General features: G+C 75.7%; 15 protein-coding genes. 7 read left to right on the forward strand and 8 right to left on the reverse strand.

Annotated elements, in window-relative coordinates; genetic code table 11:
- Positions 1–123: 123 nt before the first annotated feature.
- The gene (locus FJQ57_RS20025; protein WP_139983775.1) at positions 124–1,416 is read right to left on the reverse strand and encodes an HNH endonuclease signature motif containing protein; all 1,293 of its coding nucleotides are present in this window, start codon (positions 1,414–1,416) and stop codon (positions 124–126) included.
- 231 nt (positions 1,417–1,647) lie between these two features.
- Between FJQ57_RS20025 and FJQ57_RS20030 the strand changes: the two genes are divergently transcribed.
- The 5 genes from FJQ57_RS20030 to FJQ57_RS20050 all read left to right on the forward strand — a co-directional run bounded on the left by FJQ57_RS20030 (position 1,648) and on the right by FJQ57_RS20050 (position 5,971).
- Entirely contained in the window at positions 1,648–2,865 is a 1,218-nt protein-coding gene (locus FJQ57_RS20030) for a cytochrome P450 (protein WP_139983777.1), read from the forward strand.
- Between the two features lie 118 nt (positions 2,866–2,983).
- Positions 2,984–3,394, forward strand: a complete 411-nt coding sequence (locus FJQ57_RS20035; RefSeq protein WP_139983779.1) for a hypothetical protein — start codon at positions 2,984–2,986, stop codon at positions 3,392–3,394.
- Between the two features lie 27 nt (positions 3,395–3,421).
- A complete protein-coding gene (locus tag FJQ57_RS20040) occupies positions 3,422–4,732 on the forward strand; it encodes a sensor histidine kinase (protein ID WP_139983781.1) in 1,311 nt (436 codons plus the stop codon).
- A complete protein-coding gene (locus tag FJQ57_RS20045) occupies positions 4,729–5,376 on the forward strand; it encodes a response regulator (protein ID WP_246081935.1) in 648 nt (215 codons plus the stop codon). The genes FJQ57_RS20040 and FJQ57_RS20045 overlap by 4 nt, the downstream gene beginning before the upstream one ends.
- An 82-nt stretch (positions 5,377–5,458) precedes the next feature.
- Positions 5,459–5,971, forward strand: a complete 513-nt coding sequence (locus FJQ57_RS20050; protein ID WP_170219526.1) for a VanZ family protein — start codon at positions 5,459–5,461, stop codon at positions 5,969–5,971.
- Here the strand turns inward: FJQ57_RS20050 and FJQ57_RS22710 are convergent.
- Both FJQ57_RS22710 and FJQ57_RS20055 read right to left on the reverse strand, forming a co-directional pair.
- The gene (locus tag FJQ57_RS22710) at positions 5,958–6,119 is read right to left on the reverse strand and encodes a hypothetical protein (RefSeq protein WP_170219527.1); all 162 of its coding nucleotides are present in this window, start codon (positions 6,117–6,119) and stop codon (positions 5,958–5,960) included. The two genes, FJQ57_RS20050 and FJQ57_RS22710, sit on opposite strands and share 14 nt — an antisense overlap.
- A complete protein-coding gene (locus FJQ57_RS20055; RefSeq protein ID WP_139983785.1) occupies positions 6,116–7,351 on the reverse strand; it encodes a fatty acid desaturase family protein in 1,236 nt (411 codons plus the stop codon). The genes FJQ57_RS22710 and FJQ57_RS20055 overlap by 4 nt, the downstream gene beginning before the upstream one ends.
- Before the next feature lie 124 nt (positions 7,352–7,475).
- Between FJQ57_RS20055 and FJQ57_RS20060 the strand changes: the two genes are divergently transcribed.
- On the forward strand, positions 7,476–9,341 hold the full coding sequence (locus FJQ57_RS20060; RefSeq protein ID WP_139983787.1) for a hypothetical protein: 1,866 nt from the start codon (positions 7,476–7,478) through the stop codon (positions 9,339–9,341).
- Between the two features lie 15 nt (positions 9,342–9,356).
- On the opposite strand, the gene FJQ57_RS20065 is transcribed toward FJQ57_RS20060, so the two are convergent.
- The 5 genes from FJQ57_RS20065 to FJQ57_RS20085 all read right to left on the reverse strand — a co-directional run bounded on the left by FJQ57_RS20065 (position 9,357) and on the right by FJQ57_RS20085 (position 14,271).
- On the reverse strand, positions 9,357–10,031 hold the full coding sequence (locus tag FJQ57_RS20065) for a class I SAM-dependent methyltransferase (RefSeq protein ID WP_139983789.1): 675 nt from the start codon (positions 10,029–10,031) through the stop codon (positions 9,357–9,359).
- Positions 10,028–10,828, reverse strand: coding sequence for an ABC transporter ATP-binding protein (locus FJQ57_RS20070; protein WP_139983804.1), 801 nt, complete (start codon positions 10,826–10,828; stop codon positions 10,028–10,030). Before FJQ57_RS20070 ends, FJQ57_RS20065 begins: the two co-directional genes overlap by 4 nt.
- Positions 10,825–11,802 (reverse strand): ABC transporter substrate-binding protein, encoded by a 978-nt coding sequence (locus FJQ57_RS20075; RefSeq protein ID WP_211349217.1) that lies wholly within the window; start codon positions 11,800–11,802, stop codon positions 10,825–10,827. The genes FJQ57_RS20070 and FJQ57_RS20075 overlap by 4 nt, the downstream gene beginning before the upstream one ends.
- A gap of 23 nt (positions 11,803–11,825) precedes the next feature.
- Positions 11,826–12,914: a FecCD family ABC transporter permease gene (locus tag FJQ57_RS20080; RefSeq protein WP_170219528.1), complete on the reverse strand. Its 1,089-nt coding sequence runs from the start codon at positions 12,912–12,914 to the stop codon at positions 11,826–11,828.
- Positions 12,915–13,470: 556 nt separating this feature from the next.
- Positions 13,471–14,271: an NADPH-dependent oxidoreductase gene (locus tag FJQ57_RS20085; RefSeq protein ID WP_139983806.1), complete on the reverse strand. Its 801-nt coding sequence runs from the start codon at positions 14,269–14,271 to the stop codon at positions 13,471–13,473.
- 49 nt (positions 14,272–14,320) lie between these two features.
- On the opposite strand from FJQ57_RS20085, the gene FJQ57_RS20090 reads away from it, so the two are divergent.
- A complete protein-coding gene (locus FJQ57_RS20090) occupies positions 14,321–15,424 on the forward strand; it encodes an LLM class flavin-dependent oxidoreductase (protein ID WP_139983808.1) in 1,104 nt (367 codons plus the stop codon).
- Positions 15,425–15,526: the final 102 nt, after the last annotated feature.

The following is a 15,526-nucleotide window of genomic DNA, read 5'->3' on the forward strand; positions in this document are numbered from 1 at the left end:
GAGGGACGGAGTCCCGTCTCGAGGCCACATGGCCGCAGCCGGCGCGCCCTTCACGACCACACGATGGTGGGCAGGCCAGTGGCCCCGCGCACCAGATGGTGGGCGGGGTGTGGGGCTCGGCGGTCAGGGTTCGGCGGAGCGGTCGACGGTGTACGTCGCGCCAGCGGGGCTGTGCCACGCGAAGACCCCAGGCCCGGGTCGGTCGTACCGCCAGGTGGAGTGGGTCTTGGCGCGGTGGTGGGCTCGGCAGAGCCGGGCGAGGTTGGACGACCGGGTCTCGCCGCCTGGGTCGTAGGGGCGGATGTGGTCGCGGTCGGTGCGGCGTCGGTTGCAGTGCGGGAACACGCAGCGCCGGTCGCGGAGGTCGACCTGCTCGGCCAAGGTCGGTGACGGCTGATAGCCGCTGCTGGCCAGGTCGGCGGACAGGTCGATGGCAGGTCGGACGTGGGTGTCAGTGTCGAGCCAGGCCGCGACCCTCTCGGCCAGGGCCTGGGCGGCGGCGGGGTCGCCGCCGGGGAGGTCGACGACCGGTGTGACGGTGACCGTCGTGCCGGGGGCGCGGCACCAGGTCGCGAGCTGCTCGCGGGTGACGGTGGTGCCGGCGGTCTCGACGACGTCGGAGTCCGAGCGCAGGTGCGCGTACACCGTCACCCCACGCCCCGTGGTGCTGCCGACCTCGAGGTCGAGCGCGAGCTGGGCGCGGGCGATCTCGCCGACGGCGAGGGCGCGGCGGGCGTCCCACGACTCATGGCACCCCAGCTCGCCGAGCTGGGCCGCCACACCGGCAACGGCGGTGTCGAGGTCGACCGCGTCAGCCAGGTCGAGGGTCCCGGTGACCTCGACGGTGCCGTCGAGCGATCGGACGTGGTCGAGGTGCACGTCGAACCGCCGGTGCTCCAACGCCGCCAACCTGCGGCGTTCCACCTCATCGGGACAGTGGGCGGTGAGTGCGGAGGTGACGGTGCGCTCGACCTGCGCGAACGTGCACGAGTGCGCGGTCGGCGCGAGGGCCCGGTCGACCTCCGCCGCACCCGCGGGCGGGAGCTGTTGGGTCTGCTCTGCGATGCGGAACGCCTTCCACACCGGCACCTCCGACCCGCCGACCCGGGCCCAGAGTCGGGGGAGGCGGTGGCGCAGCTCGAGGGCGTTGCCGACGTACGCAGCGCACGAGTCGGGGGAGCGTCCGAGGACGCAGGCCAAGTCATGGGCGTCGAACTCGCTGACCCACGGGCACCCGTCACCGCCGAGCTGCAGACCGGGCGTCATGGTGTGGATCGACGCCTCGGCCTCGGTGACCTCGTGGGCTGCGCACCAGTCCAGCACCGCGACCAGCGTGGCGACCTCCTCGCGCAGCATCCGTCCACGCGCGTCGGCCACGGCGGCGAGGGCCGGGTCGAGGAGGCGGGTGCTGGTCATGTTGACCACGATAGACGTGACCACGGACAGTTATCGATGACGCGTTCGACAGTGCGTCCAGTCCCGTGGAGGGGCCTCGAGACGGGCGCCAGGGCGCCCTCCTCGACCATCATGGGCTGCGGTGGGCTCCGCCACCCGGGCAGGTGGTGAGGGTGCGGAGGGGCCGTGGCTAGCGTCGAGCGCGTCGCTGGAGCAGCCGGCGCCCCACCCCGAGACCTCGGGAGCCACGGCATGGACCTCGCCCTGCGGCTGCGCCGCGACGGGTACGCCGCCCTCGACCGCGACCGGCAGGCACGCGGCGGGGGCACGACGTACGCCTCGCGACTCCTCGCACGCCGGGCGGTCGTGCTCGGCGGTGAGGAGGGTGCGCGGGTGTTCTACGACGAGTCCGTCGTGGAGCGGAAGGGTGCGGTGCCGCCGCCGCTGGGGTGGCTGCTGTTCGGGCGCGGGGCGGTGCACTCGCTCGACGGCGGGAGGCACCGGACGCGCAAGGCGATGTTCACCGGCCGGCTCGGCCCGGAGCAGGTGGCGGCCTGCGCGGCGCTCGCCCGCGAGCGGCTCGAGGCGTCCCTGCCCGACTGGGACGGCTCGACCGCCGACCTGCACGACCGCCTCGCCGTGGCGTACGGCGGCGCGGTGCTCACCTGGGTCGGGATCGACCTCGACGAGGACGAGCGGCGGGCGTGGAGCAGGCGGTACGCGCGGATCGTCGGGGGGTTCGGGTTCGCCGGGCCGCGGCTCTACGCCCGGGCCTGGCGCGAGCGCACGGTCACCGACCGGTGGGCGCGCAGGCTGGTCACGGCCGTCCGGGCCGGCGAGCTCGCCCCGCCGGAGGGCTCGGTGCTCGCCACGATCGCGGCCACCGACCTCGACGACAGCACCGCGGCCGTCGAGCTGGGCAACGTCGTCCGGCCGACCATCGCGGTGGCCTGGCTCGGCGTGCACGCGGCCGCCGCCCTGGCGGGCCTCCCGCCGCAGGAGCGGGCCCTGCTGGCCGAGACGACCGCGGAGGACCGCCGCTGGGCGTTCGCGGAGGAGGTCCGGCGCACCACCCCGTTCGTGCCGGCCCTGGCCGGACGGGTGCGCCGCCGCACCAAGCACGGCGGCGTCGACCTGCGGGTGGGTGACTTCGTGGTCCTCGACGTGCGCGGCATCGACCTCGACGAGCGCCACTACCCCGACCCGACGGAGTTCCGGGCCGACCGCTTCGCGGAGCGCCGACCCACGCCGTACGACCTCGTGCCGCAGGGCGGCGGCCCGCTCGAGGGCCACCGGTGCCCCGGGGAGTCGATGACCCTGCAGCTGCTCGTCCAGACGACCGCGGTGCTGGCCGAGGTGCTCACCGGACCGGAGGCGTCGACCCCCGACCCCGACCTCGGGCGCATCCCCACCCTGCCCAGGCTCGGCCTCTACCTCAGCGTCGCTCGACCCGGCACGCGGCGGTCGTAGCGGTCGGCTGCGGGTCCGGAGGTACTACGACCACCGTCCAGTGGTGGGCCGGACCCGACCGGCGGTGTGCTGGGTGCACGACGGGACGACCGTCCCGCCCCACCTGGAGGAGACCGCCATGACCCGCACCCGAACCCTGCTCGCCACCACCGCCGCCGTCGCCACGCTGGGCGCGCTGGCCGGCCCCGCCGCCGCCTCGCACGGCGGCGGCGACGACGGCCGCGACCGGGACGACCGCGTCATCCGCACGGGGGCATGCTCCGGCGGCGCCCGCTGGAAGATCAAGGCCAAGGAGGACGACGGTCGCATCGAGGTCGAGTCGGAGGTCGACAGCAACCGCACCGGCCAGCGGTGGGCCTGGGTCCTGCGGCACGACGGGTCGGTCTCGGCCCGCGGGACGGCGACGACCACCGGCCGCAGCGGCTCGTTCGAGGTCGAGCGGCGCGCCGTCGACGGCGCCGGCACCGACGCCTTCGTCTTCCGGGCGACCTTCCGCGGCCAGACCTGCCTGGCCTCCGTGCGCTACTGACGCCCGGCGGGGGATGATCGGTGGGCGATGGCGGACAGGGCGGGTGCGCGACGGCGTACGGCGGCGCGCTGGTGGCGCACGCCCGTGGCGGTGTTCCTGCTGCTGTCCGTCCTCGTCCTGGTCGCGCTGGTCCTCGTCACCTCGTGGCTGGGCCAGCGGGTCGCGCGCGAGGAGGCCCTGACCGACGCCCAGGCGACGACCGGCCTGCTCGCCCGCTCGGTCGCCCAGCCGTCGCTGACCCGCGGCGTGCTGGCCGGGGACGCGGGGGCGGTCGACCGGTTCGACCGGACGATGCTGGCGCGCCTCGACGTCGACGGCGTGCGGCGGGTGAAGATCTGGGACCGCGACGGGAGCGTCGTGTGGTCCGACGAGGCCCGGCTGACCGGTGAGCGGTTCGAGCTCGACGAGGAGGAGCTCGAGGTGCTCGAGCGGGGCGGGTCCGACGCGGAGATCTCCGACCTGTCCGAGCCCGAGAACCGCTACGAGCCGCGTGACGGCGGTGGCCTGGTGGAGGTCTACACCCGCATCGAGGCCCCCGACGGCACCCCGCTGCTGTTCGAGGCCTACTTCGCCGACGACCAGATCGACCGGCGCCAGGCGGAGGTCGTGGCGCCGTTCCGTGCGATCACCCTCGGCGCGCTCGTCGCCGTGCTGCTGGTGGCGACCCCGATGATCTGGGTCCTCACCCGTCGGCTGACCCGGGCGGCCGACGAGCGCGAGCGCCTGCTCGTCGCCGCCGCCGAGGCCTCCGACGCCGAGCGGCGCCGGATCGCACGCGACCTGCACGACGGTGTGGTGCAGGACCTCGCCGGCACCTCCTTCGCCCTCTCCGCGCTCGCCGGCCGCGAGACCGACCCCGATGCGCGCGGGCGGCTCGACGACGCCGCCGGGTCGGTCCGCTCCGCCATGCGAGCGCTGCGCTCGCTGCTCGTCGAGATCCACCCGCCCGGCCTGCGCGCTGACGGGCTCCCGGCCGCGCTCCAGGACCTCACTGCCGGTGCCGCCGACCAGGGGGTCGAGGCCCGGGTGGAGGTCGAGACCCGCGACCTCGACGCGCTGTCCGACGACGGGACGGCCCTGGTGTGGCGGGTGGCCCAGGAGGCGGTCCGCAACGCGCTCCGCCACGCCGGTGCGACCACCCTGGTGCTCGAGCTGCGCGGCCGTCCCGTGACGCTGACCGTCCGCGACGACGGCGTCGGCTTCGACCCCGCCGCGGTGGGCGGCGCGTCCTACGGCCTGCGCGGCCTGACCAGCCTGGCCCGCGACCACGGTGGTCGGCTCGAGGTCGACGCCGCTCCGGGCCGCGGCACCACCGTCCGCCTGGAGGTGGCCCCGTGAGCGGCTCCGACGTGGTCCGGGACGTGGTGCGGGTCGTGGTCGTCGACGACCACGCCGTCGTGCGCGCCGGGCTCGTCCAGCTGCTCGACGCCGCGAGCGACGTGAGCGTGGTCGGCCAGGCCGCCGACGGGGCCGAGGTGCTCGGGGTGGTGGCCACGAGCGGCCCGCACGTGGTGCTGATGGACCTGCAGATGGCCGGCGTCGACGGCGTCACCGCGACCCGCCACCTGGTCGCGGAGCACCCCGAGGTGCAGGTGCTCGTGCTGACGTCGTTCTCCGACGCGGAGCGCATCGTCGGCGCCCTCGACGCCGGCGCCGTCGGCTACCTGCTCAAGGACGCCGACCCCGCCGACATCGTGGAGGGCGTGCGGGCCGTCCACCGCGGGGAGTCGCCGCTCGACCCCAAGGCCGCACGCTCACTGCTCACCGCCCGCCGTCGACCGCCGGCGGTGGAGCTCACGCCCCGGGAGACCGAGGTGCTGGCCCTGGTGCGGGCCGGACTGGCCAACAAGCAGATCGCCCGGCGCCTCGGCATCACCGACCGCACCGTCAAGGCGCACCTGACCTCCACCTTCGCCCGCATCGGTGTGCAGGACCGCACGCAGGCCGCGGTCTGGGCCGAGCGCCACGGCGTCGGCGACTGAGCCGGCGGACCCGGTACCCGCGACCACCCCGACGGCACCTGCGACCGAGGCGCGGGCCCCGGTCCACGGCGAGCATGGGGGCGTGCTCACGACGTACCTCATCGAGCACCGGTGGATCCCGCCGGTGCTGCTCGCCGGCCTCGTCCTGCTGGGGCCGCCCGTCGGCGCCTGGTTGTCGTCGCGGCCCGCCCTCGCCCGCGGGGCGGCGGCCATCTCGCTGGTGCCGGTCGCAGTGCTGGTGCTGGCCCCCACGTCGACCCGGGGCACCGGGCGGTGCGAGGTGGCGTGGACCGTGCCGACGTTCGCCCGGGTCGAGCTGGCCGCCAACGTGGTGCTGCTCGTGGGCCCGGTGCTGCTCGCCGCGGTGGCCCTGGGTCGCGTGCTGCCGGCGCTGGGGGCCGGGGTGGCGCTCCCCGTCGCGATCGAGACGGTGCAGCTGGTCGTGCCGTCCCTGGGCCGGGCGTGCTCGACCGCCGACTGGCTCTCCAACAGCCTCGGCGCGGCGCTCGGGGCCGTCCTGGGCGCCCTCGCCCTCGGGCTCGCCCGGCACCGCACCTCGCGTCGGGTGCCGCTGGCGGGCGTCAGCCCTCGCTGATCCCGGTCTCCTCGCCCCGGCCCGCCTCGTTGCCGAGGCCCTCGCCGTCGGAGTCGCCGTCGAGCTGCTCCTGCACCTCGGCGATCTCCTGCTGCTGCTCCTCGCGGTCGGCCTCGGTGGCGGTGTCCTCGGGGTCGAGCTCGCTCATGCGGTCCTCCTGCTGTGGTCCTGGACCGGGCCGTGGTGCCCGGCCGCACCATCCTGGCCGCCGGCGGCCCGCCTCGCCCTCACCCGTCGGACCCGCTCGCCCCACCCCCGGCGCACGTCGGCGGGCGGGACCGACAGCCGCACCACCTTGTGCCACGCGCTCGCGACCTGCCGGGGCAGCGACGCCGCGTGGTGGGGCAGGCCGTGGCGGTCGAGGACCTCGCGCACGCGCGGCGCGAGCTCGGCGTACCGGTTGCTGGGCAGGTCGGGGAAGCAGTGGTGCTCGACCTGGTGGGAGAGGTTGCCGGTGAGCAGGTGCAGCCAGCGCGGGCCGGTGACGTCGGCGGAGCCGAGGGCCTGGCGCAGGTACCACTCGCCGCGGCCCTCCTGGGCCGGCAGCTCGTCGACCTCGAACGTCGCGACCCCCTCGGGGAAGTGGCCGCACATGATCACCGAGTGGCTCCACAGGTTGCGCAGCACGAGCGCGGTCACGTCGGCGGCGAGCACGTGCCGGGCCGCGCGGCCGGAGAACAGCGGCCAGACCACGAGGTCCTTGGCCAGCTGCCGCCCGGCGCGGCGGAGCGTCTCGCGGGCCTCGGCGCGCTGTTCCGGCGACAGGCCGGAGCCGGAGCGGAACGCCTCGCCGACCCCGAGGTCGTACAGCGCGATGCCGTACTCGAAGAAGACCGCGTTGACGAGGTTCCACAGGGGCTGGGCGGCGTGCCGGGGCCGCCAGGGCTGGGCCTCGTCGACGCGGAGGATGCCGTAGCCGAGGTCGTTGTCGCGGCCGAGCACGTTGGTGTGCACGTGGTGCACCTCGTTGTGCGCGCGCTGCCACTGCGCGGGCGAGGAGACGTGGTCCCAGTCCCAGGTGGAGGAGTGGACCTTCGGGTCGCGCATCCAGTCCCACTGGCCGTGCAGCACGTTGTGCCCGATCTCCATGTTGTCCAGCACCTTGGCCAGCGTCAGGCACGCGGTGCCGAGCAACCAGGCCGGTCGGCGCCGGCTGCCCAGCAGCACCAGCCGGCCGCCGAGCTCGAGGGCTCGCTGGGCCGCGATGACCCGACGGATGTACGCCGCGTCGGCCGCGCCCAGGGACGCGCGGACCTCCTCGCGCAGGGCGTCGAGATCGGCGCCCAGGGCGTCGACCTCGGCCGGGGAGAGGTGGTCGTAGGGGGTGGGGTGGGGGCTGGGGCTCGGTGCGGGGCCGGTGGGGGTGGCCGTGACGGTCATGGGACCCGGTACCCGCACCGACCAGGCCCGACCGGCCACGACCCGCCACAGGTGGTCTGGACCGACGGTGGCCGTCACGGTGGGGGTGGTGCGGCAGGGCGCCCCGGATGCTCTCATCCCCAGCATGAAGGACCGGCCCACCCCCGCCTCGACCGGTCGCCGGTCCTTCGCCGCGGCGGTGGCCGCCGTCGTCGCCGCCGCGCTCCTCCCCGCCGGGCTGGACGTCGGTGCGTCGGCTGCCCCCGCGCCGGCCGGCCTCGTCGGCCGCCTCGCGGACCAGCGGTACGGCCCGGCCGTGCCCCGACCGTGGGACCCGCCCAGCCTCACGCCCCGCGGGACGCCGCTCGACCTCGACGTCCACGGCGCCGACACCGCCTACGACCACGAGCGGGACCGACTGTTCCTCGCTGGTCGTCGGACCGGCGACGCAGCCGGCAGCAGCGCGCCGCGGGTGCTCGACACGGGAGCTGGGCGCTGGAGCGAGCTCGAGGGCGCGGACGGCGCGACCGTGGTCGACACCGACCGGGCCCAGGAGCGGCTGTTCGTGTTCGTGCCCGACCCCCAGCAGGTCGTCGTCTACGACCTCGACACCCTCGAGGTCGTCGCGCGGCACGTCGTCGACCCCGACGGTGCGGACCCCCGCTACGTCTGCCCGTCGTCGTTCACGCTCGTCCAGGGACTGCTGTGGATGCCGGTCGTCGCGCGCGACCGTTCGGACTGCGAGACCCTCGCCGGCCTCGACCCGGTGACCGGGGAGTGGTTCGTCCCGCTCACCCCCGGCCCGGGCGGTCCGGGGCCCTCCGACGAGACCGGCCAGGCCACGGTGGACGGTGAGTGGCGCGTCGGCCTGACCGCCGACGTCCCGGGCGACCCCGCGGCGCTGCTGGTCGGAGGCGACGACGACGGGGACGTCTCGCGGCTGCAGGTGACCCGAGCCGCGGACGGCACGCCGTCGGTGGTCCGCGTGGCCCGCGCCGAGGTCGACGTCACCGAGGTCGAGGCCGCGCCGGACGGGCGGACCGTCTACCTGACGGGCAACGGCCTGCCGGAGGTGCGCGACGCCCGCACGCTCGCCGTCCTCGACCGCCTGGGCGACGTCGAGACGACCGGGTCGGCGCTCTCCGTCGCCCCCGACGGCCGGGTGGCGATCGGGCGCCCGCTCTCGGCGGAGGCCGAGGTGTTCCTCTACCACCCGGGGCGCACCGAGCCCTACCGCTCGTGGGAGCTCGGTCCGGACCACGACCCCGCGGTCTCGGCGGGGGAGCCGGAGTCCCAGGAGCCGCGCAGCCTGGTGCTCGGCGGCGGCGCCGCCTGGACGGTCTCCGAGGACTACCTCTCGGAGGTCCACGAGCTGCGACGGATGAGCCTGGCCGACCGGGTCCGCGTCCCGTCGACCGTGACGTCGACCGTCGTCCCGGCCGTGGCGACCTACGGGCAGCAGGTCGCCGTCGTCGCCGCGGTCGCCCCCGCCGAGGCTGGTCGCGACGTCTACCTCGACCTCCGCGCGACCATGGACGAGCGCTACGAGGAGGTCGTCACCGACGGGCGCGGCGTCGCGGTGCTGCGCCACTACCGCCCCGAGCAGAACACCCTGGTCGAGGTCGATGCGCGGCCGACCGACCGGGCCCTCTGGCGCACGACTCGGGTCCTGGTGCGGGTCCGCCCCGCGGCCACGGCCGGGTGGCAGGCGGGGGCCGCCGTCGGCACGGTCCGGCCCTCGGCGGCCGCGCGCTGCGTGCGGGTGGAGGTCCAGCGCTACGGCGGACCACGCGGCCAGCGTCGGTGGCGGCCGACCCCGTGGGGGCGGGCCTGCGCCGGCCCGACGGCGGTCCGGCGCGACGACACCGCGGTGGTCACCGCGCAGCTGCCCTCGGGCTCGTCGCGACGGCGCCAGGTGCTCCGCACCCGACTCGTGGTGCCGCCGCAGCCCGGCCGGTGGGAGGGCGTCACGACGAGGTGGGAGCGCACCACGCTCGGTCGACGCCGCTGACCCGTCGGACGGGGCCTAGCCGAGCCCGGTCAGCAGCCACTGCAGCTGCACGTCGTGGCCGGGCGCGACGCCGTGCGCGCGGTCGAGCTCCAGCACCTCGTGCAGCGGCGTGACGGTGACCTCGCGGAGGCCGCCCTCGCGCAGCACCTGGGCCGCCTCCTCGATGCTGCGGGCGTCGGCCAGCGGCAGGGTGGCGTCGGGCCGGTCGCCGTACAGCGAGCCGAGGCCCTCGGTGAACCACGTGCTGTCGACCATGGCCACCACACCACCGGGCCGCAGCACGCGCCGCCAGCCGGCCACGGCCGTAGCCGGGTCACGCAGGGTCCACATCACGTAGCGGCCGACCACGGCGTCGTACGACGCGGGCGGGAGGTCGGGCGCCACGGCGTCGCCGCGCCGGAAGGTCGGCGGGTCGGGCAGCCGCGCGGCGTGCTCGCGGGCGATCTCGAGCATGCCGTCGGCCAGGTCGATGCCGGTGACCCGGTGCCCGAGCCCGGCGAGCAGGCAGGCGACGTGGCCGCGGCCGGTGCCCACGTCGAGCACGTCGGCCGGCGCCGCGGGCAGGGCCGAGGACCACACCCGGCCCCAGACGTCGACGTCGAGGTCGCGCCGCTCGGGGCGCTGCTGGTAGGCGTCGTACGACGGCGCGCGGTCGGTCCAGTAGTCGTTGATGGCGTCCTGGAGGGTCATCGTGTGGGCTCCTTGGCGGTCGTGCGGGCGGGGAGGGGGTGGAAGAGCAGGTGGGCCTGGCCACCGGCCCCGACGCGCTCGACGCCGATGCCGTAGACGGGCTCGAGGACCCCGGGGACGAGCACCTCGTCGACCGGCCCGGAGGCGGCGACGGCGCCGCCGGCGAGCACGACGGCGTCGTCGCAGTAGCGGGCGGCCAGGTTGAGGTCGTGCAGGACGACCACGACCGTGCGGTGCAGGTCGTGGGCCAGGCCGGCGACGAGGCCGAGCACCTCGTGCTGGTAGCGGATGTCGAGGTGGTTGGTCGGCTCGTCGAGCAGGAGGTGGGTGGCCTCCTGGGTCAGGGCGCGGGCGATGAGCACCCGCTGCCGCTCACCACCCGACAGCCCGGCGAAGCCGCGGGCGGCCAGGTGCAGCGCGCCGACCCGCTCCAGCGCCCGGTGTGCGGCCCGGTGGTCGCCGGGTCCGGTGCGCGCGAAGGTGCCGAGGTGCGGCGTCCGGCCGAGCAGCACGGTCTCGGCGACGGTCATCGACGTCTCGCCGCCCGACTCCTGCACCACCACGGCCAGCCGGCGCGCCACCTCGCGCACCGGCAGGCCGGCGACCCGGTCACCGTCGAGCCGGACCTCGCCGGTGGGGCTGGACAGCGCGCCGTGCAGGAGCCGCAGCAGGGTCGTCTTGCCGCTGCCGTTGGGCCCGACGAGCCCGAGCACCCGGCCGTGCGGCGCGGCCAGGTCGACGGCGCGCAGGACCGCCGCGTCGCCGTAGGAGAAGGAGAGGTCGTGGCCCTCGATCACGACCCGGTGGCCCCGAACCGGTCGACGATGCGCCGCAGCCCCTCGACCGCGAGCGGGCTGGGCGGCTCGGTGAAGTTGAAGAGCTGGGTCATCACGGCCTCGTCGCGGACGGCCGTGAGCTCCCCGGCCCCGGGCAGGTCGATGAGCGCGTCGACGACCGGCCCGGGACCACCCTCGCTGTGCAGCAGCACCAGGACGTCGGGGTCGCGGCCGAGCAGCTCCTCGAGCGTCACCTCGAAGACCCGCTCGTCGACGTCGCCGAACACGTTGGTCAGCCCGGCTGCCTCGAGCTGCGGGTGGGCCATGCTGGCCGTGCCGTAGGCGTACGTCGTGCCGCCGCCGACGGTCGGGTAGAGCACGGCGGCGGTGCGGCCGCTGCCCTCGCCCACCTGCTCGGTGATTCCGGCCAGGTCGGCCTCCATCGCGGCGACCGCGTCATCGGCCTCCTGCTGGCGGTCGAAGACCGCGCCGTACATCGTCATCTGCTCGGCCACGTCGTCGAACCCGGGGTCGGTGTCGCCGGTGTCGCACAGGGCGGGCTCCTCGAGGAGCGGGATCCCGACCGCGTCGAGGCTGGAGCGCGACAGGTTGTCGACCTCGCCGAGCACGAGGTCGGGTTCCTGGCCGATGACGACCTCCTTGCTGATCTGCAGGTGGCCGCTGCTGTCGAGCTCGTCGGTCAGCAGGGGTACGTCGGCGAGCGCCGCGCGGGTCTGCTCGTCGTAGTACTCCTCGGGGTAGGAGCCGGCGCGGGCCACGGCCCGGTCGAGCACCCCGAGGTGCTGCAGGAACGGCACGGCCGAGCTCTTGAGCAGCACGAGGCGCTCGGGCGGGGCGTCGAAGGTGACGTCGGCGCCGCAGTTGGCCACGGTGACGGGGAAGCCGTCGGGGGAGACCGCAGGGCCGCCGGTCGTGGCGTCGGCGCCGCAGGCGGCGAGGGGGGCGAGCAGGGTCAGGGCGGCGAGGCGGCGCACGGGCGCTCCTGTCGGGTGGCGGGTCAGGTGGCGTGGAGTCGGCGGACGAGGACGAGCAGGAACGGCGCTCCGACGAGCGCGGTGATGATGCCGATCGGGATCTCCTGGGGGGCCAGGAGCGTGCGGGCGACGACGTCGGCCCAGACCAGGAGGATCGCGCCCATGAGGGCGGCGACGACGACCACGCGCCCGTGGGCGCCGCCCACGGCGCGGCGGGCGAGGTGGGGCACGACGAGCCCGACGAACCCGATGCTGCCGGCGGCCGCGACGACCACGCCGACGGCGAGCGCGACCACGACGAGCAGGCGCAGCCGGAACCGGTCGGGGCGCACGCCCAGGGTGTGCGCGGTCTCGTCGCCGGCGGCGAGCGCGTCGAGGCGGCGGGCCGACAGCGTGAGCAGGGCGACGGTCGCGACCACGACGAGGGCGACGACGGCGAGCGGCGCGTCCCACTGCGCCAGGCCGAGCGAGCCCAGCAGCCAGAACATCACCGACCGTGCGCCCTCGGCCGAGCCCGAGGCGAAGACGAGGAAGCTGGTCAGCGCGGTCAGGGCGTAGCCGACCGCGACCCCGGCGAGCAGCAGCCGCACCGAGGTGACCCGGCCGGCGGTGCGGGCGACGACGAGGACGAGCAGGGCCGCGGCCAGTGCGCCGAGGAACGCCATCAGCTGCAGCGCGTGCTCGACCAGCCCGGCGCCGATGCCGAACAGGATCGCCGCCGCCGCCCCGCTCGAGGCGCCACTGCCGACGCCGAGCAGGTAGGGGTCGGCCAGGACGTTGCGCACCATCGCCTGCAGGGCCACCCCGCACACCGCGAGGCCGGCGCCCACCAGCGCCCCGAGCAGCACCCGCGGTAGCCGCACGTCCCACACGATCGCGTCGGCGGGCAGGCTCCACGTGCGCTCGGTCGGCCAGCCGACCAGGTGGTGGGAGACGACCTGGGCCACCGTGCCCGGCGCCACGGCGAACGCCCCGACCGCGGTCGCCACCAGCACCGTCGCCACCAGCCCGACCCCGAGGCCGACCACCCACGCCGTCGTACGACGCCGCGCGGCGCGCAGGCCCAGCGGGTCGGCGAGGTCGGCCTCGACCTCGCGCTCGATGACGGTCACGTGCGCTCTTCCTCTTGTTGCAACGGACTTGCAGGAGCGTAGGGGAGGCGGCGTTGATGGCGGTGGGTGGGTCAGGTGGCCGCGCGCTTGGCAGGCCGCGTCTCGGCGTCAAGGACGTCGCTCCGCTCCGCCGCTGCGCGGCGCGCTCCGCGCGTCCTTGACCCCGAGCCTCGCGCGGCCCGCCGGACTGCGCGCTGTCGGCGCGGCCTCGCAAGCTCGGCGCGCCGCCGCTGGCGCGGCCACCCGCCCCACAGGTCACACGTGACCCGCCGGCACCACTCCTGGCGCGGATCTCCCACCCCTGGTTGGTAGTTCCCTGCCAGGAGTGGGAGATCGGCGTCAGGAGTGACATCAGTGTGACGGACGGGGCGGCCGCGCCAGCGGCGGCGCGGGCGGAGCCCGTGCCGTTGAGCGCGCCGTCAGTCGATCGGGCGAGGCTCCGGGTCAAGGACCGCCGCAGGCGGCCGGCGAAGCCGGCGCGAGCGCAGCGAGCGTCCTTGACGCGGAGACCCGATCGACTACGCGCGCGGCCGCCCACACCAGCCCCGGAAGACGCTCACCGCGACGGCAGACCCAGGTCCTCCAGCGCAGCCCGCAACGTGTGCCGCCCGGCCATCGACTCCGGTCCGGCGAGGCGGGCGAGGACGCGGTCGGTCCAGGCGCCGGTGAGCCCGTGCTCGCGGTTGTACGCCGCCAGGTGCTCGTCGTAGGCGTCGAGGTGCGCGTCGGCCGACTCGGCGTCGTAGGTCTCGAGGTGCAGCACAGCGCCCTGGGGGAGCCGGGGCTTGATGTCGGCGTCCTCGCCGGGGTCGGGCACGCCGACGGCGAGCCCGAAGGCGGCGACGGCGCCGTGGGGGAGGCCGAGCTCGGCGGCGACCTCGCCGGGCTGGTTGCGGACGGCGCCGACGTAGGTGCACCCGAGGCCCAGGGACTCCGCGGCGACGACGGCGTTCTGCGCGGCCAGGGCGGCGTCGACGAACCCGATGATCGTGCTCTCGAGGTAGTCCGGGGCCTCCAGGGGCGTCCCGGCCCGCTCGGCGAGGCGGCGGGCGCGGGAGAGGTCGGCGACCCAGACGAGGAAGACCGCCGCCCGCGTGATCCAGTCCTGCTCGCCGGCGAGCGCGGCCAGTCGTGCCTTGCGGTCGGGGTCGCGGACGGCGACCACGCTCCAGGCCTGGAGGTTGGACGACGTCGACGCCGACTGCGCGGCCGCGACCAGGGTCCCGAGCTGCTCGTCGGAGACCTCGCCGTCGGCGAAGCGGCGCACGGACCGGTGGGCGACCTGCAGGGCCACGACGGGGCTGCCCGAGGTGGGGGTCGGCTGATCGCCGTAACGACCATTGTCTAGTGTCTTCATGGTCATAACCTAGTTTGACGCTCCCGCCCACCCGATCCGAGGAGACAGCATGACCATCCCCGAGCTGCTCTGGTACATCCCCAACCAGGTCGAGCCCGGCCACCGCGGTGACGACGTCGTCGAGGACCACAACAGCCTCGACACCCTCACCGAGCACGCCCGCGCGCTCGAGCAGCACGGCTGGCTCGGCGCCCTGCTCGGCACGAGCTGGGGGCGGCCCGACACGTTCACCGTCGCCACCGCGCTCGCGGTCCGCACCGAGACCTTCTCGCCCCTGGTGGCCATCCGTCCGGGCTACTGGCGCCCGGCCCACTTCGCCTCCGCCGCCGCCACCCTCGACCACCTCACCGGCGGCCGGCTGCGCGTCAACGTCGTCTCCGGCCAGGACCACCTCGCGGCGTACGGCGACAGCGAGGGCGACCAGGCCCACCGCTACGCCCGCACCCGGGAGTTCATGCAGCTGGTCCGGCGGCTGTGGACCGAGGAGTCGGTGACGTTCCGCGGCGAGCACTTCTCGGTCACCGACTCCACCGTGCGGCCGCGCATCCAGCCGCGACCGGGCCCGGGCGCCGGCGGCACGCGGCGCCACCCGCGGCTGTACTTCGGCGGCGCGTCGGAGGCCGCCGAGCGGGTCGCCGCCACCGAGGCCGACGTGCAGCTGTTCTGGGGCGAGCCCCTCGCCGGCGTCGAGGAGCGGATCGACCGGCTGCGCAAGCTCGCCGCCGACCTCGGGCGCGAGCACGCCCCGCTGGAGTTCGGGCTGCGCATCACCACGGTGGTGCGCGAGACCAGCGAGGAGGCCTGGGCCGACGCCGAGGCCAGGGTGGCCGCCATGGCCGCGGAGCAGGCCGGCGGCGGCGGACCGCTCAAGCGCGACGAGCGCCCGCACCCCGGCCACGCCGTGGGGCAGCAGCGGCTGCTCGACCTGGCCGAGCGCGGCGACGTGCTCGACGACAACCTGTACACCGCTCCCGGCCGGTACGGCGGCGGCGGGGCCGGCACGACCTGGTTGGTCGGCTCCGCACCGGAGGTAGCGGCCTCGCTGCGCCGCTACCAGGAGCTCGGCGTCTCGACGTTCGTGCTCTCCGACACGCCGTACCTGCAGGAGATCCACCGGCAGGGCGAGCTGCTGCTGCCGTTGCTGCGCGACTGAGCGCACCGACCCCGACGCAGCCGTCCCACTCCGCGAGTCGCTGCAGCGCCGCATATGTCTACTGTGTCAATGTAGATACACAAGAACGAACCACCCCCCGAG

It is taken from the genome of Nocardioides litoris (genome assembly GCF_006346315.1).
GTDB classification, from domain to species: domain Bacteria; phylum Actinomycetota; class Actinomycetes; order Propionibacteriales; family Nocardioidaceae; genus Nocardioides; species Nocardioides litoris.

What these genes read in the sequence shown, in the direction of transcription:
- FJQ57_RS20025 (WP_139983775.1), bottom strand. Translation starts at nt 1,416, where the DNA reads ATGACCAGCACCCGCCTCCTCGACCCGGCCCTCGCCGCCGTGGCCGAC.
- FJQ57_RS20030 (WP_139983777.1), top strand. Translation starts at nt 1,648, where the DNA reads ATGGACCTCGCCCTGCGGCTGCGCCGCGACGGGTACGCCGCCCTCGAC.
- FJQ57_RS20035 (WP_139983779.1), top strand. Translation starts at nt 2,984, where the DNA reads ATGACCCGCACCCGAACCCTGCTCGCCACCACCGCCGCCGTCGCCACG.
- FJQ57_RS20040 (WP_139983781.1), top strand. Translation starts at nt 3,422, where the DNA reads ATGGCGGACAGGGCGGGTGCGCGACGGCGTACGGCGGCGCGCTGGTGG.
- FJQ57_RS22710 (WP_170219527.1), bottom strand. Translation starts at nt 6,119, where the DNA reads ATGAGCGAGCTCGACCCCGAGGACACCGCCACCGAGGCCGACCGCGAG.
- FJQ57_RS20055 (WP_139983785.1), bottom strand. Translation starts at nt 7,351, where the DNA reads ATGACCGTCACGGCCACCCCCACCGGCCCCGCACCGAGCCCCAGCCCC.
- FJQ57_RS20060 (WP_139983787.1), top strand. Translation starts at nt 7,476, where the DNA reads ATGAAGGACCGGCCCACCCCCGCCTCGACCGGTCGCCGGTCCTTCGCC.
- FJQ57_RS20065 (WP_139983789.1), bottom strand. Translation starts at nt 10,031, where the DNA reads ATGACCCTCCAGGACGCCATCAACGACTACTGGACCGACCGCGCGCCG.
- FJQ57_RS20085 (WP_139983806.1), bottom strand. Translation starts at nt 14,271, where the DNA reads ATGAAGACACTAGACAATGGTCGTTACGGCGATCAGCCGACCCCCACC.
- FJQ57_RS20090 (WP_139983808.1), top strand. Translation starts at nt 14,321, where the DNA reads ATGACCATCCCCGAGCTGCTCTGGTACATCCCCAACCAGGTCGAGCCC.